The sequence below is a fragment of the Halopseudomonas sp. genome (assembly GCF_041579695.1).
GTDB lineage: Bacteria > Pseudomonadota > Gammaproteobacteria > Pseudomonadales > Pseudomonadaceae > Halopseudomonas.
This window is the reverse complement of sequence record NZ_JBFGFI010000006.1, coordinates 21884-41800: the sequence shown is the minus strand read 5'-3', so window position 1 is coordinate 41800 and position 19917 is coordinate 21884. Positions and strand designations below refer to the sequence as shown.

Genomic DNA, 19917 nt, shown 5'->3' with positions numbered 1-19917 from the left:
CATGCATCAGGTAGCAGCGATACAGATGATCAGTGGCCCCGACGTCCAGGCTAATCTGGACCAGGCGGCACCCCTGATCGCCGAGGCCGCAGAAGCGGGCGCGAAGCTGGTGCTGCTGCCCGAGTGTTTTGCCGCATTCGGTAACCGCAGCCTGCAGGGAATTGCCGAACAAGAGTTTTCCGGGCAGCAGCCGATTACCCGCTTTCTGGCCGACCAGGCAAGCCTGCACGGGATCTGGCTGATTGGCGGCAGCATTCCACTGCCCCGTGCCCGCGGAGAGAAGCCGATGGCCTGTTGCCTGGTGTTCGACGACCAGGGCGAGGAGGTTGCGCGGTATGACAAGCTGCACCTGTTCGACGTCGACGTGGCCGACAATCATCGTAGCTATCGCGAGTCCCGGGATTATGATTATGGCGACTCGGTGGTGTGCGTCGATACACCTGTCGGTCGGGTGGGGCTGAGTATCTGTTACGACCTGCGCTTCGCCGAACTCTACCTTGCGTTGAGCCGCGCCGGAGCCGAGTTGATAGTGGTACCCTCGGCCTTCACTGCGGTCACCGGCGCGGCGCATTGGGAGGTATTGCTGCGCGCCCGGGCGATCGAAACCCAGTGTTACATTCTGGCGGCCAACCAGGGTGGGCGCCACCCGGGCGGCCGTGAGACCTTTGGCCATAGCTGCCTTATCGATCCCTGGGGTAATGTTCAGGCTTCGTTGACCGAAGGCGAAGCGGTGCTCTGCTCGAGCATTGATCCCGATCACCTCAATACTATTCGTACGCGGATGCCGGTTGCCCGGCATCGGCGGTTCGTGCCCGCGGACACCATTGCCGCGGCCGCCAAGGAGTCAGACTGAATGAGTAATGTACTAGCCCAAGTGGAAAGTCGCCTGCTGATGCCGGCCGAGCTCGACCCTGACAGCGTTGCAGGCGTGCTCGGTCAACTGGTATCCGCGCCAGGCGTGGATGCTGCGGACCTGTATTTTCAGCATCAGATCAGCGAGTCCTGGGTGCTGGAAGACGGCATCGTCAAGGACGGCAGCTTCAATGTCGATCAGGGTGTCGGTGTGCGCGCGCAATCGGGTGAGAAAACCGGTTTTGCCTACAGTAACGATATTCGACTCCCGGCATTGAGCCAGGCAGTCGGCGCGGCACGCTCGATCGCCCGGTCGGGGCAGACCGGAACCGTCAAGGCCTGGGACCGGGGCAATAGCACTGCTCTGTATGCGGCAGACAATCCGCTTGATGTCATGGCCCAGGCCGACAAGGTGGCTTTTCTGCAGCGGCTCGATGCTTATACCCGTAGTCTTGACTCGCGCATAACCCAGGTCTCAGTGAGCATGGGTGGCGTGCACGATACCGTGTTGGTTGCCTGCAGTGATGGCACCTGGGCCGGTGATATCCGGCCGTTGGTACGGCTGAATGTCAGCGTGATCATCGAAAACAACGGTCGACGCGAGCGTGGCAGTTCCGGCGGTGGCGGACGCACCGATTATCGCTTCTTTGCCGCCGAAGAACGCGCCATGGGTTATGCGCGTGAGGCGGTACGCCAGGCTGTGGTCAACCTCGACGCGATACCGGCCCCGGCCGGCAGCATGCCGGTAGTCATGGCCCCCGGCTGGTCAGGCGTGTTGCTGCATGAAGCTGTCGGCCACGGCCTGGAGGGCGATTTCAACCGCAAGGGCAGTTCGGCATACAGTGGGCGGGTCGGCGAGAAGGTCGCCTCCAGCCTGTGCACCATCGTCGATGACGGCACTTTACCGGGTCGGCGTGGCTCGCTGAGCATGGACGACGAGGGCAATCAGACCAACTGCACCACGCTGATCGAGAACGGCATTCTCAAGGGTTACATGCAGGACAAGCTCAATGCCCGCCTGATGGGCGTGCCGGCAACCGGCAATGGCCGCCGTGAATCCTACGCGCACTTGCCGATGCCGCGGATGACCAACACCTACATGCTGGCCGGCGAGAGCGATCCGCAGGACATCATCAGGTCGGTGAAGAAGGGTATTTACTGCGCCAATCTCGGTGGCGGCCAGGTCGACATTACCAGCGGCAAGTTCGTTTTTTCGACCAGCGAAGCCTATCTGATCGAGGATGGCAAGATCACCGCGCCGGTCAAGGGCGCAACGCTGATCGGTAATGGCCCGGAAGTAATGAACCGGGTCTCTATGGTGGGGCATGACCTGGCGCTGGACAGCGGCGTTGGCACCTGCGGCAAGGACGGCCAGTCCCTGCCCGTGGGAGTGGGCCAGCCCACTGTCAAGATTGATCAGATCACTGTGGGTGGCACTGGCTAGAAAGCCACCGCCTGCAACCGGCAGGGGCTCAAAACGGCGCTTCAGGAGCTTTCGAAACGACCGGCCAAGCGGTTCTTTTTTACCTGACCGGCCGGGAATACCCTGCCGCTCATGGCTATGTATACGCCGTGTCCCAGGGTGTTGAGCGCTCCTACGGCCAGCCCCAGGTTGAACAGCGCGTCCGAGTCCCGGAAACGTGCCGGCTGCATGGCGCCAGTCAGAACGATCACTTTGTCCGGGATGTCCGCCAGACAGGCACCAGTGACTGTCATGGTGTCGGTCCCGTGGGTGATCAGTACATGCTCATAGGGACACGCGGCGACCTTGTCATGGATCAACTGCCGGTCCGTGTCATCCAGTTCGAGGCTGTCCTTGCGGGTCAGCGACTCTACCGCATAGCCCACGGAAACCCGTCCCTGTTCCAGTAATTCGCCAGCCATCGGCTCGCCGATCTGGTAATCACTGAGCGCATCGTAATAGAGCTTGTCGAGAGTGCCACCGGTACCGAAAATCTGTATAAACATGAATTGCTCCAACTTTGACGGAAACCAGTATGCCTGCAGATCGGCCTGAAAACAGCCCAGCGCCTGCCCCAGCGCAAACCTGGTGGGTGTACATGGTCCGCGCCGAGAACGGCCATTTGTATACAGGTATCAGTACAGACCCGCTGCGGCGCTTTGCCCAGCATCAGAAAGGCAGGGGCGCACGATTTTTCAATCGAAGCCCCGCCCAAGCGCTGGTATGGACCGAGGTCTGCGCGGATCACACCAGTGCATTACGTCGCGAAATAGCCATCAAGGCTTTAAACAAGCTGAGCAAGGAGCGACTGATCAGTCAGATCAATGATTCATCATCAACGCTGCACAGTGGTTGTGCAGCGCTCGAAACACCAGCTAAGCTGAGCTCCCCCTGACTGGAGACTGTTCATGAGCGATTTGATTCTGCACCATTACCCACAATCACCCTTTGCCGAGAAGGCCCGGCTGATGCTGGGATTCAAGGGGCTTGCCTGGCAGTCGGTGATGATTCCCGCAGCCATGCCGAAACCGGACCTGACAGCCCTGACCGGTGGCTATAGACGCACGCCGGTCATGCAGGTGGGCGCAGATATCTATTGTGATACGGCGTTGATTGCACGTCTGCTGGAGCAGACCAAGAGCGCCCCGGCCCTTTTCCCCGAGGGTCGCGAAGCCGCAGCCAGCGCGTTGGCGCAGTTCGCCGATCAGGTCCTGTTCCAGCACGCCGTTGCCATCAACTTCCAACCCCATGGCCTGGCCGCTCGCTTTGCTGGCGCCCCCGAAGCCATGGTCAAGGGCTTCATGGCTGACCGGCAGAAACTGTTCCAGGGTGGCAGTGCGAGTCGGCTGGAAGCACCGGTGGCGCTGTCGCAATGGCCAACGCTGTTGAGCCGGCTGGAGACCCAGTTGCAGCGCGACGGCGAGTACCTGCTGGGCAGCCAAGCCTGCATTGCGGACTTTGCCTATTATCATCCGCTGTGGTTCGTGGCTGGCAACAAGGCGGTAGCGGGTATGCTTGATGGTTACCCGGCGGTGGCCGAGTGGATGGCACGTATTGCGGATTTCGGCCACGGCTCGCATACCGATCTGGACGCCGCCGACGCCGTGCAACTGGCCCGTGAAGCAACGCCGCGGACCTACAGCGCAAGTGATTTTGTCAGTCCCGATGGCCTCAAGATCGGCCAGGCGGTGCACGTCAGCGCAGTCGATTATGGTACCGACCCGGTCGCTGGGGAGCTGGTCTACGAAGATGCGGAAGAACTCGTGATAGCGCGCACAGATGACCGGGCCGGCCAGGTCCAGGTGCATTTTCCGCGCTTCGGATTCCGCATTCAGGCGCAGTAGAGCAAGCGTTGAGCTTCTGCCTGGTTAACCAGGCAGAGGCAGAATGATGTGCGTACCGGACCTGGGCATCACTGGCCAGTCGCCCGGAGGACTGCGAGCTGGCTGACTGGTCGGTCAGTGGTCCACATGTAGCGCCTCCGCGCGGCATTAGCCGATCGGTTAACAAACCAGTCAGCAGGCCGAACAGGCGAAATGGTTCCAAACACGTACAGACTTTTTCTTTCCCTGCTCCCAGCAGTAGCAATCATGTTGCTCGGCTTTTCCTGGCTGGCGCTGGCAGAACCGGATAATTCCTCTGCTGATGCGCCGGTGGCACCGGCACTTTTGGTGGCGGGTCCTGCGGACGGGCAGAGCTATTGCGCCGAACCGGCATATCAGTTTTCTATTGCGTTGAGCGCGGCGGTGTCAGCGCATGGCGTGGATGAAGAGCTGCGCGCCCGTTTTTTGTCGCACCTGGAGACGTGCCGGGCAGTCTATCGCTACCATCTGCAGCGTCTGGCCAGCGAATTTGATGATCTTCCCCCCGGTGCTTATTGTCATTCCGTACGTCGGGAGTTTATCGAGGCGGAGGAGCTGTTTGATATTGCCGCTATACGGGGCATGCAGCTGCCCTTGGACAGCGACGAGGCGCGCAGGGCGGCAGCAGATTTTTTCCGGCATGCCAGCCCGGCGTTGGTACGTGCGGTGAACGGCCTGTTTTTGCTGCGTCATGGTATCTGCGTGGAAGAGCGCATCGCCCCGTTTGACCATCCTCCTTTCCAGAGCAGGATAAATCGGACATATCCCCACATCGAATAGGCTGTTGCCAGCTCTGCGGTTTCTCAACGCGCGTGCGATGATACCTGGATACCGCGGCTTTGTTCGTGACTGATAGCTGCGTCTTTATTGCGGTAATGGAGGGAATGTGGACGATATTATCCAGGTGACAGGTCTGACCAAGACATACGCATCGGGTTTTCAGGCGCTCGATAGCGTCGACCTGAATATACGGCGGGGCGAGATCTTCGCTCTGCTCGGGCCCAACGGTGCGGGCAAGACCACACTCATCAGCATCATTTGCGGGATCGTCAATGCCACTAGCGGACAGGTGCTGGTGGACGGTCACGACATCATTCGTGATTACCGCGCTGCGCGCAAGACCATAGGTCTGGTGCCGCAGGAGCTGACCAATAACATGTTCGATACCGTATGGGCCACTCTGAAACTCAGTCGTGGCCTGTTTGGCAAGCCAGCCGACCCCGATCATCTGGAAAAGGTACTGCGCGACCTGTCCCTTTGGGACAAGCGCGATGAGAAGATCATGAGTCTGTCTGGCGGGATGAAGCGGCGCGTGCTGATAGCCAAGGCGCTTTCACACGAGCCCGACGTTCTGTTTCTCGACGAACCTACCGCGGGTGTCGACGTGGAGCTGCGCCGCGACATGTGGGAAATGGTCCGTAAGCTTCGGGCCAGCGGTGTCACCATCATCCTGACCACCCATTACATCGAAGAGGCCGAAGAGATGGCAGATCGAATCGGCGTGATCAACGGCGGGCGATTGATCCTGGTCGAAGAGAAAGCAGCGCTGATGCGCAAACTCGGTACCAAACAACTCAGCATTCACCTGCAGCAGCCTTTGGAACTGATACCCGAAGCGGTGGCGGACTATCAGCTCGCGCTGGAGCAGGATGGGCATGTTCTGGTGTATACCTTCGACGCGCTTAATGAGCAGACCGGCATTGCCGAACTCTTGCGGTCGCTGGCTCGCGAGGGGGTCGAGTTCAAGGATCTGCATTCGAGTCAGAGTTCGCTCGAGGATATCTTCGTCGGGCTGGTCAACAACCCACCGGTAGAGCCTTTAGCCGCGTCGACGACGGCCCGGGAGGCATTATGAATCTGTATGGCATCAAGGCGATCTATCAGTTCGAGATGAACCGCATGCGCCGCACTCTGTTGCAGAGTCTGGTTTCGCCGGTAATCTCGACCTCGCTGTACTTCGTGGTGTTTGGCGCGGCGATTGGCTCGCGCATGGCCGAGATTGACGGCGTCGGATATGGCGCGTTCATCATTCCCGGTCTGATCATGCTGATGCTGCTCAATGAGAGTATCTCCAATGCCTCATTCGGCATTTATATGCCCAAGTTTACCGGCACGATCTACGAGGTGCTTTCGGCACCGGTCTCGCCCACCGAGATCGTTATCGGCTACGTGGGCGCGGCAGCCACCAAGTCGGTTATTCTCGGGCTGCTTATTCTGGCGACCGCGAAAATCTTCGTCCCCTACGAGATACAGCACCCGGTCTGGATGTTCGGCTTTCTGGTGCTTACCGCGGTCACCTTCAGCCTGTTCGGCTTCATCATCGGCATCTGGGCCGACGGCTTTGAAAAGTTGCAGATCATTCCGCTGATGATAGTCACGCCGCTGGCCTTCCTTGGCGGCAGTTTTTACTCGATCAGCATGCTGCCGCCGCTCTGGCAGAACGTGACGCTGTTCAATCCCGTGGTTTATCTGATCAGCGGCTTCCGCTGGAGTTTCTATGGCGTTGCCGATGTGCATATTGCCGTCAGCCTGGCAATGACCAGCCTGTTTCTCCTCGTCTGCATCGGCCTTGTCTGGTGGATATTCAAGACGGGTTATCGCCTCAAGCCGTGAGCCCGGCTAAACCCTGAACCCCCGGGGCCCGTGTCTGTCCAACGAAAAACGCGCACATTACGCGATTTGTTTCTCGATAACCTGTACAGACATGGGAGGCAGCATGCATTTCACCGACCGTATCCATGCCGGCAGTGAACTGGCTGCGGCGCTGGCCGATTACTCAGTCAGGGAAGAAGCGCTGAATGGCAAGATCATCGTTCTCGCGTTGCCGCGCGGCGGCGTACCCGTCGCTGCTGAAATAGCCGACAAACTGGCGTTGCCAATGGATGTCCTGCTGGTGCGCAAACTGGGTGTGCCCGGGCATGAGGAGTATGCGATGGGCGCCATCGCGGCTGGCGGACTGATTTATATCAATCAGGACGTCGTCGATATGCTGCGCGTCAGTCAGGCGCAGATCGACAAGGTGATCGAGCGCGAGGAGGCCGAGTTGGGGCGGCGCAACGAGCTTTATCGCTCCGGCCGGCCGGCGCTGGAGCTTGAGGGCAAGACTGTAATCCTGGTCGACGATGGCCTGGCGACAGGCGCAACGATGCAGGTAGCCGTCTCTGCGCTGCGTAGCGCTGGCGTCGCTCGCGTAGTAGCCGCTGTGCCTGTTGGCGCCCCTGACAGTTGCAACAGATTGCGTGCTCAGGTGGACGAGCTGGTATGTCTGCATCAACCCGAGGGTTTTGGTGGCGTAGGTCGCTGGTATCGGAACTTCGACCAGGTATCGGATTCCGAAGTCATAGATCTTTTGAGCCAGCACCGTGGAGGCCGTCATGAACAACACTCCGAATCGTATCACTGATGCCATAGAACGACAGGCAGTCGCGCTGACCGGAGCAGGCACCGATTTCGATGCGATCATCGAAGCGGCCCGTGGAAAGTCGGTTGTGCTGATCGGCGAAGCATCGCACGGAACCAGAGAGTTTTATGGATCACGTGCAGAAATTACCAGGCGGCTGATAACCGAGTTGAGTTTCGCGGCTGTGGCTGTCGAGGGCGACTGGCCGGATGTCTACGCGATCAATCGATATGTCTGGAATGCCAATACGGAGCGAACGGCCGAGGAGACGCTGCAGGTATTCAAGCGGTTTCCAACGTGGATGTGGGCCAATACCGAGGTGCTGGACTTCATGCGCTGGCTAGCGGTACATAACCGGGACGTCGTGGCCAGTGGTGCCGCCGAACGGCCGGTGGGATTCTACGGCCTGGATCTTTACAGCATGGGGCGCTCGGCCGAGGCGGTGATCGAGTATCTGGAAAAGCATGACCCTGACGCGGCCGACCTGGCCCGGGAGCGGTATGCCTGTCTGGACAAGTTTGCCGATGAGCCCCACCTCTATGGCCAGGCGGTGGATTACGGTCTGAGCCAGTCATGCGAGCAAGCTATTACCGCGCAGCTGATGGACATGCTCGCCAAGGGTGACCAGACGCCGGATAAAGACGGCGTGATGAAGGACGAAGACGCTTTCGGTGCCGCACAGAACGCCAAGCTGGTGCGCGACGCCGAAGAATACTATCGCACCATGTTCCGTGGCCGACCCAGTTCCTGGAATCTGCGCGATCGTCACATGTTCGAAACGCTCGAGGCCTTGCGGGCTTATCTTGCCAGGCAGCTTGGACGACCCGCGGGCGTCGTGGTCTGGGCGCACAACTCGCATATTGGCAATGCTGCGGCGACGGACATGAGCCGGCGAGGCGAATTCAATATTGGCCAGCTGGCCAGGGAAAGATATGCGCAGGACGCATTGCTGGTTGGCTTCTCCACGGCGGTTGGCGAAGTGACCGCGGCCTCGGATTGGGATGCCCCCGCTGAGCGCAAACGGGTCCGGCCGCCGCTGGAAGGCAGCTATGAAAAGCTTTTCCATGACGTCAGTCACGCCGATTTCCTGCTCGATCTGCGCGGCCGCAACCAGATAACCGAGCTGCTGATGGAGCCGCGCATCCAGCGCGCGATCGGGGTTATCTACCGGCCCGAAACCGAGCGCCAGAGCCATTACTTCTACAGCAGCCTGCCCAAGCAGTATGACTTTATCATCCATTACGATGAAACCAGCGCCCTGGAACCCCTTGATGTGGCTGCGGAGATACCCGCAGGCGAGACTGACGATACCTATCCCAGCGGGTTCTAGTTATTTCCCCGGCTGCTGAGCGGTCTGCCTGGCCAGCTCCCTGGCCTGGGCATACGGGTGCTCCTGGAGCGCAGCAAAGCCCGGTATCTGCCGGGCTTTTATTCGGGTGAACAACGGCGTGGTGACGCCACAGAGAAAGCGGGTCAGGCACTCGTTACCCGGGCTGAATCCGGTGAGCGCCTGGTGTCGCTCGATAAAAGGTGTGGCCGCGGCGAATACCTGACGCGCCTCCGGCAAGGGTAGCCGGGGTGGCTCCGGCAGGGGCTGATGGTCGCCGTCGCAAACCGAGCAATGTCCGCAATGTGTTGGGGCGTTGTCATCACCGAAATGCAGGGCCAGCCGATGGCTCAGGCACTGGTTGGCGGCAAAAAGCGCGAGCATCGCATGAATTCGGCGTATCTCGTTCTGCTCCTGCGCCTGGAAATAGGCGTGTAACCCTTCAGCCAGCGCCTGCGCGTCGAAATTGCGATCGAGCAATGCATACACTTCCGTCATCTGCTTGCTTTCCATCTCGATCCAGCCCTGCTCCTGGAAGTAGTCCAGGGCCTTGATCACACGGCCGCGCTCGGCGCTGTGCTGATGCCACAGCGCATCAAAATCGACTGTGCACCAGGTGCGTGCGATTTTTGAGGTGCTGACAATCGCCTTGACGAACTGTTGGCGCTCCCCCTGAAAGCGCTCAACCAGTTGCTCCGGTGTGAGCAGATACTTGAAACGGTATTCGGCAAAATAGGCATAACGTGGAGCGATGATCCCGCGCAGCTCGAGCTGTACCAGCAATGTCTTGAGCGGCAGTTGACGGATATTGCTCTCTGAGGACAAGGCATTGAGCATGATCTCCCACTGATCCGGGCCGCCCGGCCCGGAGCCCGGGATCGCCAGCAAGTCATCCAGTACCGCACGGATACCGTTCAGTTCGGGCGTATCGCCATAGACAAAGTTTTCCAGCACATTCAGGTTGTCCCGGTTGGCCAGAATCAAGCAGTGTGACGGCTGGCCATCGCGACCGGCACGGCCGATTTCCTGGCTGTAATTCTCGATCGATTTAGGCAAATCGTAGTGCACCACATTACGGATATCGCTTTTGTCGATACCCATGCCAAAGGCAATCGTGGCGACGATGCAGTTGATCTGCCCGATCATGAACTGCTGCTGGATCGCTTCCCGCCGCTCGTGGGCCAGTCCGGCATGGTAGGCGCTGGCGATAATGCCCTGATCGCTCAGGCGGCTTGCCACCTCCTCGGCGGTCTTCTGCTGGGTCACATAGACGATGGAAGCTTCGCCTGGCCGCGCGCCAAGCCACTGTGCCAGCCGGCCAGGCTTATCACCGGAGGCAACCGGTTCGACGCCCAGATGCAGATTGGGGCGGTAGAAACCGGTTCTCACCACATCACTTGCGGCAATGGCGAAACGGGCCTGCATATCGGCAATCACCGGGGGCGTGGCGGTGGCTGTCAGCAGCAGCGCCTGCGGTATGTTCAGCTCCTTCTGGTAGGCCGGCAGCTTCAGATAGTCGGGACGAAAGTTATGCCCCCATTCTGAAATGCAGTGTGCTTCGTCGATCACCAGCAATGAGATCGGTACCTGCTGGATGAAATTGCGGAAACGTTCGTTCTTCAGCCGCTCGACGGAAATCATCAGGATTTTCAATTCGCCGTTGCGCGCCTGTGCCATGACCCGGTTGGCCTCATCGCGCCCCTGGGCTGAATCGATACTGCCGGCGGCGATACCGTGGCGCTCGAGAAACGCCAACTGGTCCTGCATCAGTGCCAGCAATGGAGAGACAACCAGGGTCAGGTGCGGCAGATGCATTGCCGCGAGCTGGTAACACAGGGATTTACCCGAGCCAGTGGGGAAGATGGCGGCGGTGGAACGGCCGGCCAGTACCGAGGCGATGGCCGGCTCCTGGCCGGGGCGAAACTGGTCGAAGCCGAAGGTGTCCAGCAGGGTTTGTCTGATCATGCGCCCATGGTGCTCAATTTATGCCGTGCTGTCTGCGACTTGCTGCACAATCGATCAAACCCGCTGCTCTGTCAGCGGCCTTTCTTGTTGCGCAGCTGCTGCACCAGCCCCTTGGGTGGATGCTTGATTACCAGGGAGTCCTGCCCTTCGTCGTACTCCACCTGCTCGCCGAGCAGATGCGCTTCGAAGCTGATCGACAGGCCATTGGCCTTGCCATAAAAGCGCATGAAGTTGCTCAGGGTGCGCTTGTCTGCCGGTATCTCTGGCGAGAGGCCGTAGTCCTTGTTGCGGATATAGTCATAGAACGCGCGTGGCTGTTCTTCGTCGATTACCCCGGAGAGCTCTTCCAGCGCCACCTGCTCGCCCTGGCGGGCCTGGCTGTTGACGTAGCCGCTCATGGCCTTGGTTTTATCGCGCAGGGTATCGGGCTGGAAATCCGCCTCGCCGACATAGTCGCTGAAGGCCTGGAGCAGGGTGGTGGTCTCTTCCTCGGGGTTGGCGCCTTCGATGCAACCGATAAAATCGCGGAAGTAGTCCGAGACCCGCTTGCCACTGCGACCCCTGATGAAGGAAATATACTTGGTCGACTGGGCGTTCTGCTTCCACTCGGTCAGGTTGATCCGCGCGGCCATGTTCAGGCTCGACAGATCCAGATGGCGCGCCTGGGCAACCTCCAGGTTATCGGTGACGGTGACGCCTTCGGTGTGGTGCAACAGCGCAATGATCAGGAATGCAGTCATGCCCTGCCGGTAGCGGATGTACAGCACATGGCCGCCGAGCGCCAGGTTGGAGCCTTCCATCAACGTCTTCAGCTGCTCGGTCGCCTGACGCGAAAAGCCGATGAAGTCCTGCTCGCCGTCGACCAATTGCTGCAGCCAGCCGCTGAACGGGTAGGCACCGCTTTCTGGCTGGAAGTACCCCCAGGCCTTGTTCGGCTTGCTGTTGTAGGCCTCGATCAGGCCGGCCAGCAGTTGCTCCAGCGCCTCGGAGTTGGCCAGCTCGCTGTCGCGCAGGCTCAGGCTGGCGGGCTGGCCGTCAGGCTTCTTGTGGATCTGATGAACGATGCTGTTATCGATGGGCATGGTATCTCTTCTGTTGCGAAGGTCGGCCGGGCCGGTTTCAAATCCGGTCCGCTTCGAGCCTAGAGGCTGGCTATATGGCTGCGTTGTTCGCTGAGTTGGCAAAGCGCCTTCTCGGCGTCGGCGAGCTTGCCGCGCTCCTTGTCGATGACCGCTGGCGGCGCCTTGTCGACGAAGCCGGCGTTGCTCAGCTTGCCGCCGATGCGCTTGATCTCTCCCTCAAGACGCTGGATTTCCTTGTCCAGCCGGGCCAGTTCGGCGGTCTTGTCGATCAGGCCGGCCATGGGTACCAACACTTCCAGCTCGCCGACCAGCGCGGTGGCAGACAGTGGCGCTTCATCGCCCGCTGCAAGCACGGTGACCGATGACAGTTTGGCCAGCTTTTTCAGGAAGGCTTCGTTTTCCTGCAGGCGGCGGCGGTCTTCGTCGCCGGCATTGCGCAGCAGCAGCTCAAGCTCCTTGCCGGGGGCTACATTCATCTCGCCGCGGATGTTGCGCACACCCAGGATCAGGCCCTTGAGCCATTCGATGTCCTGCTCGGCGGTTTCGTCCAGTCGGCTGTCGTCGGCCTTCGGCCAGGGCTGCAGCATGATGGTTGCGCCTTTCTCTCCACCTTGAATGCATCCAGCCATTGGCGCAATCCGTTGCCAGATCTCTTCGGTAATGTAGGGCATGAACGGATGGGCCAGACGCAGCGCGGCTTCCAGTACGCGCACCAGGGTGCGGCGGGTGCCGCGCTGGCGTTCGGTCGGCGCATTCTCATCCCAGAGTACCGGCTTGGACAGTTCCAGATACCAGTCGCAGTACTGGTTCCAGATGAACTCGTAGAGTGCCTGCGCGGCCAGGTCAAAACGGAACTGGTCGAGCTGGCGAGTGACCTCACTCTCGGTGCGCTGCAGCGCGGAGATGATCCAGCGGTCGGCCAGGGTCAGGTCCACGGGACTGCCATCGACGCCTGTGTCCTTGTCTTCGCACTGCATCATCACATAGCGTGCGGCGTTCCAGATCTTGTTGCAGAAGTTGCGATAGCCTTCCACCCGGCCCATGTCGAATTTGATGTCGCGACCGGTGGAGGCCAGCGAGCAGTTGGTGAAGCGCAAGGCATCGGTGCCGTAGGCGGCGATGCCGTCGGGAAATTCGTCGCGGGTCTGTTTTTCGATCTTCGCGGCCATCTTCGGCTGCATCATGCCACTGGTACGTTTGGCAACCAGGGACTCCAGGTCAATACCGTCGATGATGTCCAGCGGGTCGAGGACATTGCCCTTGGATTTGGACATCTTCTGGCCCTGGCCGTCACGGACCAGACCGTGCACATAGACGGTCTTGAACGGTACCTGCGCGCTGCCATCGTCGTTCTTCATCAGATGCATGGTCAGCATGATCATGCGGGCGACCCAGAAGAAGATGATGTCGAAGCCGGTCACCAGCACGTCTGTCGGATGAAAGGTTTTCAGCGCCTGGGTCTGTTCTGGCCATCCGAGCGTCGAGAAGGTCCAGAGTCCGGAGCTGAACCAGGTATCGAGCACGTCTTCATCCTGGCGCAATGTGGCGTCGCCGAGATTGTGCTTGGCGCGCACTTCTGCTTCATCGCGGCCAACATAGACATTGCCTGCCTCGTCGTACCAGGCCGGGATGCGGTGGCCCCACCACAGCTGACGTGAGATGCACCAGTCCTGGATATCGCGCATCCAGCTGAAATACATGTTCTCGTACTGCTTGGGCACGAACTGGATGCGGCCGTCTTCGACTGCGGCAATGGCTGGCTCGGCCAGCGGCTTGGTTGATACATACCACTGGTCGGTCAGCCAGGGTTCGATCACCACGCCTGAGCGGTCGCCCTTGGGCACCTTGAGCGCGTGTGGCTCGATCTTTTCCAGCAGGCCGGCGGACTCGAAGTCGGCGACGATGCGCTTGCGCGCCTCAAAGCGGTCCAGGCCGGCATAAGCAGCGGGCAGACTGGCGTCCACCTCATTGTTCACACTGCCATCGATATTGAAGACCTGGGCGCGGGCGAGGATCACCGCGTTCTGGTCGAGTATATTGATCAACGGCATCGCGTGGCGCTTGCCGACTTCATAGTCGTTGAAGTCGTGGGCCGGGGTGATCTTCACGCAACCCGTGCCGAATTCGGGATCGCAGTAGTCATCGGCGACAATCGGGATGCGCCGACCGACCAGGGGCAGTTCGATGAACTTGCCGATCAGCGCCTGATAGCGCTCGTCCTCTGGATTCACCGCCACCGCGGTATCGCCGAGCATGGTCTCCGGCCGCGTGGTCGCAACGATCAGGTAATTCTTGCCGTCTGCGGTGGTGGCGCCATCGGCCAGCGGATAACGCAGATTCCATAGTGAGCCGGTTTCGTCATGATTCTCGACTTCCAGATCGGAGATTGCGGTATGCAGCGCCGGATCCCAGTTCACCAGGCGTTTGCCGCGATAGATCAGGCCATCTTCGTGCAACCGTACAAAGGCCTCCTTGACCGCTTCGCACATGCTCGGGTCCATGGTGAAGCGCTCGCGGCTCCAGTCCACCGAGCTGCCCAGGCGGCGGATCTGCCGAGTAATATTACCGCCTGACTCTTCTTTCCATTCCCAGACCTTGTCCAGGAATTGTTCGCGACCCAGATCATGCCGGGACTGACCCTGCGCGGCGAGCTGACGCTCGACCACCATTTGGGTGGCGATGCCAGCATGGTCGGTACCCGGTTGCCAAAGGGTATTGCGACCCTGCATGCGGCGGAAACGGATCAATGCATCCATGATCGAGTTGTTGAAACCGTGCCCCATGTGCAGGCTGCCGGTCACGTTCGGCGGCGGCAGCGCTATGGTGTAGGACTCGCCCGAGCCCTGGGGCGCGAAGTAGTTGTTCTGCTCCCAGGTCTGGTACCAGGAAGATTCGATGGCGTGGGGCTGGTAGGTCTTGTCCATGGGTATGCTGGGTATCCGATTGGTCAGTCGGCGACGGGTCATGCCGGTTGCTGCGGGGCAGGCCAGGATCATCGCGCAAAAGCGGCCATTATAGCGGGCAGGTGGCATTGAGTCCCAGCCCGACGGCGCTTATTTAAGTTGTTCGCGCACCATCTGTTGCAGCTTGTCCTGCAGCCGGTCGCGCAGTTCGGCCTCGATGGTCGGCATCAGGTCGTCGATCACTTCCTGCAGGATCAGCTGCGCTTCGGCCTGCAGGCGCGCCTCCATGCGGACTTCCCGGGCACCAGTATGGGCGCCGTCGCGGCGGGTAGTCTGCCGCATCGTAGAGTGGTTTGACGGAGGCGGAACGTGCCCGGCCATCAAACGGTCAAGCTGCACGCGTTCTTCGGCCAGTCGGGCCAGTTGGTCATAGGGCAGGAACGGGTTGGGTTTGGGTGCGGCGGGCCGGGCGGGCAGGGACGGTGCTGGTTCGGCAGTGGAGGAAGACTGCAGCGCTGGTGGCTGGTCCCCCCGGGGTTCGATCGGAATCAGCGGCTTGCTCAGATCCAGTCCCGGCGCATCGGAAATGATGTCCTGCAACAGCGGGATATCCAGCTGCGCATCTGCGTTCGCCGTATCCGCATCGGTCGATTCATGGCCGGTGGCGTCAGATGCAGTGCTTTCTGCCGTTTCGGAGGGCTCGTCCAACAGGGTCCGGATGGATTCCAGGTCCTTGAGCAGACGTGATGGTTCCGAGGGGTCGCGCTGCGCCATGATTCATCCCGCTGTCCGTATCTGATGAGTCTGCAGAGGATAGCCCCGTTCGCGGTAAAAGCGAAATCGCTCGCGCGCGGGCAGGCGTACCGGGTCATGTTCGATTACGATCTCGGCCATCCGGGTAAAGCGGCTGAAGGAATCGGCAGTGCTGTCCGCCAGGTTTATCAGCAGATCGTGGTGCTCTGCGGGGGGTTCGCCGCTGCCACAGACAACCGCTTCGCCAGCATCTTCCTTGGCCAGGCTATGCGGTATGAAAGCGTCGGCCCGAAAACCCCAGAGCAGGCTATCCAGCGTCTCCGCCTGCCCTTCATCAGCGCAGTTGAGGTAGACCCGATGGCCCTTGCTCCAGGCCTTGTGAGCAAGCCTGCAGGCGTAGTCCAGCCGGAGATCCGGGCTGGCGCTGGTTAGCAGATAAAAATCGATACGAGTCATAAAAACCCCGAGCGGCAAGCCTCAGGCCTGCCGCTGTTTTCTTCAGCCGACCTGATTCAGCAGGTACTGCATCAAGAGCGGTACCGGGCGCCCGGTTGCGCCCTTGTCCTTGCCGCCGCTGGTCCAGGCCGTGCCAGCGATGTCCAGGTGCGCCCAGGGATAAGCCTTGGCATAACGCGAGAGGAAGCAGCCGGCGGTGATGCTGCCCGCCTTGGGACCACCTATGTTGCCCATATCGGCAAAGGGGCTGTCCAGTTGCTCCTGGTATTCCTCGAACAGCGGAAGCTCCCAGGCGCGATCGTCCGCCTGTTTGCCGGCATCCAGCAGCTGCTGTACCAGGGCATCGTTGTTACCCATTACCGCCGAGGTATTGCTGCCCAGCGCGACGATACAGGCGCCCGTAAGTGTGGCGATATCCACGACGCTGGCAGGCTTGAACTTTTCGGCATAAGTCAGCGCGTCACAGAGCACCAGTCGGCCTTCGGCGTCGGTATTGAGAATCTCGATGGTCTGGCCTGACATGCTGGTGACAATGTCGCCAGGTTTGGTGGCTGTCCCGCTCGGCATGTTCTCGGCCGAGGCGACCAGACATACCAGGTTGATCGGCAATTGCAGTTCGACCACTGCCTTGATAACGCCAAATACCGTGGCTGCACCGCACATGTCATATTTCATTTCGTCCATGTTGGGCGAAGGCTTGATGCTGATGCCGCCAGTATCAAAGGTAATGCCCTTGCCCACCAGTACGTGTGGCTTGTCCTTGGCCTTGCCGCCCTTATAGCTCATGCGGATCAGCTTGGCTGGCTCGGCGCTGCCAGCGCTGACGGAAAGCAGGGCGCCCATGCCCAGCGCTTTCATGTCTTTTTCTTCGAGTATCTCGACTTCCAGTTCCTTGTGGGACTTGCCTAGCGCCTTGGCCTGATTGGCCAGGTAGGTGGGGGTACACACGTTGCCGGGCAGATTGCCCAGGGTCCGGGTCAGATCGATGCCGTCGCTGATAGCCTGGGCATGCTCGATAGCCTGCTTGAGGTGTGGCGCGTCGACCTTGTCAGCGGACCATACAAGGCATTTTTTCAGGCGCGGCTTGCTCGCCTTCTGTGTCTTGAACTGATCAAACTGATAGAGGTTTTCACGAATGGTCTCCACCATCAGGCGGGTGCGGGAATACAGATCGCGACCTGTTACTGGCAGTTCAGCCAGGGTCAGCAGGGCGTCGGTCGCGCCACCGTCTTTCAGGGTGGCGATAACCTTCTGTACCAGCTTGCGGAACTGCCGATCGCTGAGTTCGGCGTCCTTGCCGCGGCCGATCAGCAACACACGCTGCGCAGTCACGCCGGGCAAGCCGAAGAGCATCAGCGTCTGGCCACTCTTGCCAGTGATGTCGCCATGCTTGATTGCAGCACTGATCTGGCCGCTGGTGGCGCGGTCGAGTTCGGCGGCAGGACCCTCAAGCGAGGCCGCCTCGCTGATGGCAACGACCAGACAGCCGCTCTTGATGGTTTCCAGTGTGCCGTGCTTGACGTTGAAGTCCATTGGTACTCCCCAAGACAAATGATGTTGATTGACTGATAATACAGCCCGCGAGCCGGATGGCCATGCGCCGAAACCGGAGCTGCGCTTGCAACCAGACTCGATATCCCCTCATTCTGGCTCATTCAAGTGCCTGGGGCCAAGGAAGTTATTGTGATTGTGTTTCGTTATCTCAGCCGTGAAGTGTTGGTGACTCTGACTGCCGTCAGCGGGGTATTGCTGCTCATCATCATGAGCGGGCGCTTCATCAAGTATCTGGCGCAGGCGGCTGCCGGCCAGCTCGATCCCGGCGTGCTGTTCATGATCATGGGCTATCGTCTGCCCGGTTTCATGGTGCTGATCCTGCCTCTGGGCATGTTTCTCGGGATCCTGCTGGCCTACGGGCGTATGTACCTGGACAGCGAGATGACGGTCCTTTCAGCCAATGGTTTCAGCGATCGACGGGTGCTCTGGTATACCCAGGGCTCGGCGCTTGTGGTGGCCGTGATTGTGGCGACCCTGAGTCTGTGGGTGGCGCCGGCGGGGGTGCTCAAGACCCAGCAGCTGTTCAACGAACAGGCCGCGATGACAGAGTTCGATACGCTTTCGGCCGGGCGTTTCCAGTCGCTGGGCAGTGGCCAGCGGGTGACCTATGCCGGTGGGCTGTCGGAGGATCGCACGCAGTTGCAGGATCTGTTCATTACCGAGCGCGCCGGAGGTGGCGGCGATACCGTCGATTCCGGTGTCGGCGTGCTCGTGGCCGAGACCGGGCGTCAGCAGATGAATGCTGATGGCAGCCGTTATCTGGTGCTGTATGACGGCTACCGGTACGACGGTACGCCAGGATCCGCGGATTTCCGGGTGATCAGTTACGATACCTACGGTGTGCTGCTGCCCAAGCCCGAGATCGCCACCGAGGTGACCGACCACGAGGCCATTCCGACACTGGCACTGTTCGGTCAGGCCGACATTGATCTGCAGGCCGAGCTGCAATGGCGCCTGGCGCTACCGCTGCTGGTGTTCGTGGTTGCCTTCTTTGCAGTACCGCTGTCGAGGGTCAATCCGCGGCAGGGGCGGTTTCTCAAACTGCTCCCGGCGGTCATGCTGTATATGGCCTATCTGGCCTTGCTGATCAGCGCCCGCGGCTGGATGGAGTCCGGCAAGCTGCCGGCGGCACTGGGTTTATGGTGGGTGCATCTGCTGTTTCTGGCTATCGGCATGGTGCTCAATCGTCATGCGCTTGCGCGCGCACCCACTCCACGGGAGATGAGCCATGCGCATTCTTGATCGGCATATCGGCTCCAGCGTCCTGTTCAGTATTCTGGTTGTGGCGCTGATCGTGCTCGGCCTCGACCTGCTGTTTGCCTTCATCGGCGAGCTGGACGATGTTGAAGGCAGCTACGGCGCACTGGATGCGCTGGTCTACACACTTTTCACGCTGCCACGACGACTTTACGAGATGCTGCCGCTGGCTGCCCTGATCGGTTGTCTGATCGGTCTGGGTACACTTGCGAGCAATTCCGAACTGACCATCATGCGCGCGGCGGGCGTCTCTATTCCCCGTATCGTCGCGGCGGTATTCAAGCCATTGCTGGTAGTGCTGCTGGCCGGGGTGCTGCTGGGTGAATACGCTGCGCCCTACAGCGAGAACATCGCCGAGAGCCGGCGGGCGATCGCCCAGGGTACCGAGCAGGCGTTCAAGTCACGTGGGTTCTGGCATCGTGAGGGTAATGACTTCCTGCATATCAATGCGCTGCAGCCTGATGGCGCGCTGCGCGGCGTTACCCGTTATCGTTTTGACGACGAACGCCAGTTGCTCGAAGCCAGCTTCGCCAGTCGCGCGGTGGTCGGGGATGACAGCTGGTTGATGAGTGATGTGCAGACCACGCGCTTCCCCGAGCCGGATCGCAGCGAAGTGGAATCCAGTGCGCAGCAACGCTGGGATGTGCTGCTATCGCCGGAGCTGCTTAGGGTGATGGTGCTCGATCCCGAGGTACTTTCGCTGTCGGGTATCTGGCACTACCAGGGCTATCTGGCGGAGCAGGGCCTGAGCAACGCCCAGTACCGCCTGGCCTTCTGGAAAAAGCTCCTGCAGCCACTGGCGACGCTGGCGTTGGTGTTCGTCGCGATTTCCTTCGTATTCGGGCCGCTGCGCTCGGTCACTCTTGGCCAGCGCGTGTTCACCGGGGTGCTCGTGGGCTTTAGCTTCCGCATCATTCAGGACCTGCTCGGGCCATCGAGTCTGGTATTCGGTTTCTCGCCCTTGTTCGCGGTGCTGGCGCCGATTCTGGTGCTGTTCGTGCTGGGCGGGTTATTACTGAAACGGGCAGGCTAGAGAGGGCCTGC

Annotated in this window: 18 protein-coding genes; 11 read left to right on the top strand and 7 right to left on the bottom strand. The window is 60.3% G+C overall.

Annotation, left to right across the window (positions count from 1 at the left end):
• Position 1 precedes the first annotated feature (1 nt).
• Both ABYA88_RS02865 and tldD read left to right on the top strand, forming a co-directional pair.
• Positions 2–853, top strand: a complete 852-nt coding sequence (locus ABYA88_RS02865) for a carbon-nitrogen hydrolase family protein (protein ID WP_373185348.1) — start codon at positions 2–4, stop codon at positions 851–853.
• Positions 854–2296, top strand: a complete 1443-nt coding sequence (gene tldD, locus ABYA88_RS02860; RefSeq protein WP_373185346.1) for a metalloprotease TldD — start codon at positions 854–856, stop codon at positions 2294–2296.
• A 41-nt stretch (positions 2297–2337) separates the two neighbouring features.
• Here the strand turns inward: tldD and ABYA88_RS02855 are convergent, their stop codons facing one another.
• Positions 2338–2820, bottom strand: coding sequence for an asparaginase domain-containing protein (locus tag ABYA88_RS02855; RefSeq protein ID WP_373185344.1), 483 nt, complete (start codon positions 2818–2820; stop codon positions 2338–2340).
• A 29-nt stretch (positions 2821–2849) separates the two neighbouring features.
• On the opposite strand from ABYA88_RS02855, the gene ABYA88_RS02850 reads away from it, so the two are divergent.
• The 7 genes from ABYA88_RS02850 to ABYA88_RS02820 all read left to right on the top strand — a co-directional run bounded on the left by ABYA88_RS02850 (position 2850) and on the right by ABYA88_RS02820 (position 8906).
• Positions 2850–3209, top strand: coding sequence for a GIY-YIG nuclease family protein (locus ABYA88_RS02850; RefSeq protein ID WP_373185342.1), 360 nt, complete (start codon positions 2850–2852; stop codon positions 3207–3209).
• A gap of 13 nt (positions 3210–3222) precedes the next feature.
• A complete protein-coding gene (locus ABYA88_RS02845) occupies positions 3223–4158 on the top strand; it encodes a glutathione S-transferase family protein (RefSeq protein WP_373185340.1) in 936 nt (311 codons plus the stop codon).
• Between the two features lie 246 nt (positions 4159–4404).
• Positions 4405–4956 carry a hypothetical protein gene (locus ABYA88_RS02840; RefSeq protein ID WP_373185338.1) on the top strand — a complete coding sequence of 184 codons (552 nt, stop codon included), beginning with the start codon at positions 4405–4407 and terminating at the stop codon, positions 4954–4956.
• 106 nt (positions 4957–5062) lie between these two features.
• Positions 5063–6031 carry an ABC transporter ATP-binding protein gene (locus ABYA88_RS02835; RefSeq protein WP_373185336.1) on the top strand — a complete coding sequence of 323 codons (969 nt, stop codon included), beginning with the start codon at positions 5063–5065 and terminating at the stop codon, positions 6029–6031.
• A complete protein-coding gene (locus ABYA88_RS02830; protein ID WP_373185334.1) occupies positions 6028–6789 on the top strand; it encodes an ABC transporter permease in 762 nt (253 codons plus the stop codon). Before ABYA88_RS02835 ends, ABYA88_RS02830 begins: the two co-directional genes overlap by 4 nt.
• 103 nt (positions 6790–6892) lie before the next feature.
• Positions 6893–7579 (top strand): phosphoribosyltransferase, encoded by a 687-nt coding sequence (locus ABYA88_RS02825; protein ID WP_373185332.1) that lies wholly within the window; start codon positions 6893–6895, stop codon positions 7577–7579.
• Positions 7551–8906 (top strand): erythromycin esterase family protein, encoded by a 1356-nt coding sequence (locus ABYA88_RS02820; protein WP_373185330.1) that lies wholly within the window; start codon positions 7551–7553, stop codon positions 8904–8906. The genes ABYA88_RS02825 and ABYA88_RS02820 overlap by 29 nt, the downstream gene beginning before the upstream one ends.
• Here ABYA88_RS02820 and ABYA88_RS02815 read toward each other — a convergent pair whose 3' ends face one another.
• The 6 genes from ABYA88_RS02815 to ABYA88_RS02790 form a co-directional block, all read right to left on the bottom strand.
• Positions 8907–10865, bottom strand: a complete 1959-nt coding sequence (locus tag ABYA88_RS02815; RefSeq protein WP_373185402.1) for an ATP-dependent DNA helicase RecQ — start codon at positions 10863–10865, stop codon at positions 8907–8909.
• A gap of 74 nt (positions 10866–10939) precedes the next feature.
• A complete protein-coding gene (yejK, locus tag ABYA88_RS02810) occupies positions 10940–11950 on the bottom strand; it encodes a nucleoid-associated protein YejK (RefSeq protein WP_373185328.1) in 1011 nt (336 codons plus the stop codon).
• Positions 11951–12009: 59 nt separating this feature from the next.
• Positions 12010–14874 carry a valine--tRNA ligase gene (locus ABYA88_RS02805; RefSeq protein WP_373185401.1) on the bottom strand — a complete coding sequence of 955 codons (2865 nt, stop codon included), beginning with the start codon at positions 14872–14874 and terminating at the stop codon, positions 12010–12012.
• Between the two features lie 129 nt (positions 14875–15003).
• On the bottom strand, positions 15004–15627 hold the full coding sequence (locus ABYA88_RS02800) for a hypothetical protein (protein WP_373185326.1): 624 nt from the start codon (positions 15625–15627) through the stop codon (positions 15004–15006).
• A 3-nt stretch (positions 15628–15630) separates the two neighbouring features.
• Positions 15631–16062: a DNA polymerase III subunit chi gene (locus ABYA88_RS02795; RefSeq protein WP_373185324.1), complete on the bottom strand. Its 432-nt coding sequence runs from the start codon at positions 16060–16062 to the stop codon at positions 15631–15633.
• 42 nt (positions 16063–16104) lie between these two features.
• Positions 16105–17595, bottom strand: coding sequence for a leucyl aminopeptidase (locus ABYA88_RS02790; RefSeq protein WP_373185322.1), 1491 nt, complete (start codon positions 17593–17595; stop codon positions 16105–16107).
• 150 nt (positions 17596–17745) lie between these two features.
• Here ABYA88_RS02790 and lptF point away from each other — a divergent pair, with 150 nt between their 5' ends.
• Positions 17746–18858: an LPS export ABC transporter permease LptF gene (lptF, locus tag ABYA88_RS02785; protein WP_373185320.1), complete on the top strand. Its 1113-nt coding sequence runs from the start codon at positions 17746–17748 to the stop codon at positions 18856–18858.
• A complete protein-coding gene (gene lptG, locus ABYA88_RS02780; RefSeq protein ID WP_373185318.1) occupies positions 18845–19906 on the top strand; it encodes an LPS export ABC transporter permease LptG in 1062 nt (353 codons plus the stop codon). Before lptF ends, lptG begins: the two co-directional genes overlap by 14 nt.
• Positions 19907–19917: the final 11 nt, after the last annotated feature.

What these genes read in the sequence shown, in the direction of transcription:
- ABYA88_RS02820 (WP_373185330.1), top strand. Translation starts at nt 7,551, where the DNA reads ATGAACAACACTCCGAATCGTATCACTGATGCCATAGAACGACAGGCA.
- ABYA88_RS02795 (WP_373185324.1), bottom strand. Translation starts at nt 16,062, where the DNA reads ATGACTCGTATCGATTTTTATCTGCTAACCAGCGCCAGCCCGGATCTC.
- ABYA88_RS02850 (WP_373185342.1), top strand. Translation starts at nt 2,850, where the DNA reads ATGCCTGCAGATCGGCCTGAAAACAGCCCAGCGCCTGCCCCAGCGCAA.
- tldD (WP_373185346.1), top strand. Translation starts at nt 854, where the DNA reads ATGAGTAATGTACTAGCCCAAGTGGAAAGTCGCCTGCTGATGCCGGCC.
- ABYA88_RS02840 (WP_373185338.1), top strand. Translation starts at nt 4,405, where the DNA reads ATGTTGCTCGGCTTTTCCTGGCTGGCGCTGGCAGAACCGGATAATTCC.
- ABYA88_RS02790 (WP_373185322.1), bottom strand. Translation starts at nt 17,595, where the DNA reads ATGGACTTCAACGTCAAGCACGGCACACTGGAAACCATCAAGAGCGGC.
- ABYA88_RS02800 (WP_373185326.1), bottom strand. Translation starts at nt 15,627, where the DNA reads ATGGCGCAGCGCGACCCCTCGGAACCATCACGTCTGCTCAAGGACCTG.
- ABYA88_RS02830 (WP_373185334.1), top strand. Translation starts at nt 6,028, where the DNA reads ATGAATCTGTATGGCATCAAGGCGATCTATCAGTTCGAGATGAACCGC.
- ABYA88_RS02855 (WP_373185344.1), bottom strand. Translation starts at nt 2,820, where the DNA reads ATGTTTATACAGATTTTCGGTACCGGTGGCACTCTCGACAAGCTCTAT.
- yejK (WP_373185328.1), bottom strand. Translation starts at nt 11,950, where the DNA reads ATGCCCATCGATAACAGCATCGTTCATCAGATCCACAAGAAGCCTGAC.
- lptG (WP_373185318.1), top strand. Translation starts at nt 18,845, where the DNA reads ATGCGCATTCTTGATCGGCATATCGGCTCCAGCGTCCTGTTCAGTATT.
- ABYA88_RS02845 (WP_373185340.1), top strand. Translation starts at nt 3,223, where the DNA reads ATGAGCGATTTGATTCTGCACCATTACCCACAATCACCCTTTGCCGAG.
- ABYA88_RS02865 (WP_373185348.1), top strand. Translation starts at nt 2, where the DNA reads ATGCATCAGGTAGCAGCGATACAGATGATCAGTGGCCCCGACGTCCAG.
- ABYA88_RS02805 (WP_373185401.1), bottom strand. Translation starts at nt 14,874, where the DNA reads ATGGACAAGACCTACCAGCCCCACGCCATCGAATCTTCCTGGTACCAG.
- ABYA88_RS02825 (WP_373185332.1), top strand. Translation starts at nt 6,893, where the DNA reads ATGCATTTCACCGACCGTATCCATGCCGGCAGTGAACTGGCTGCGGCG.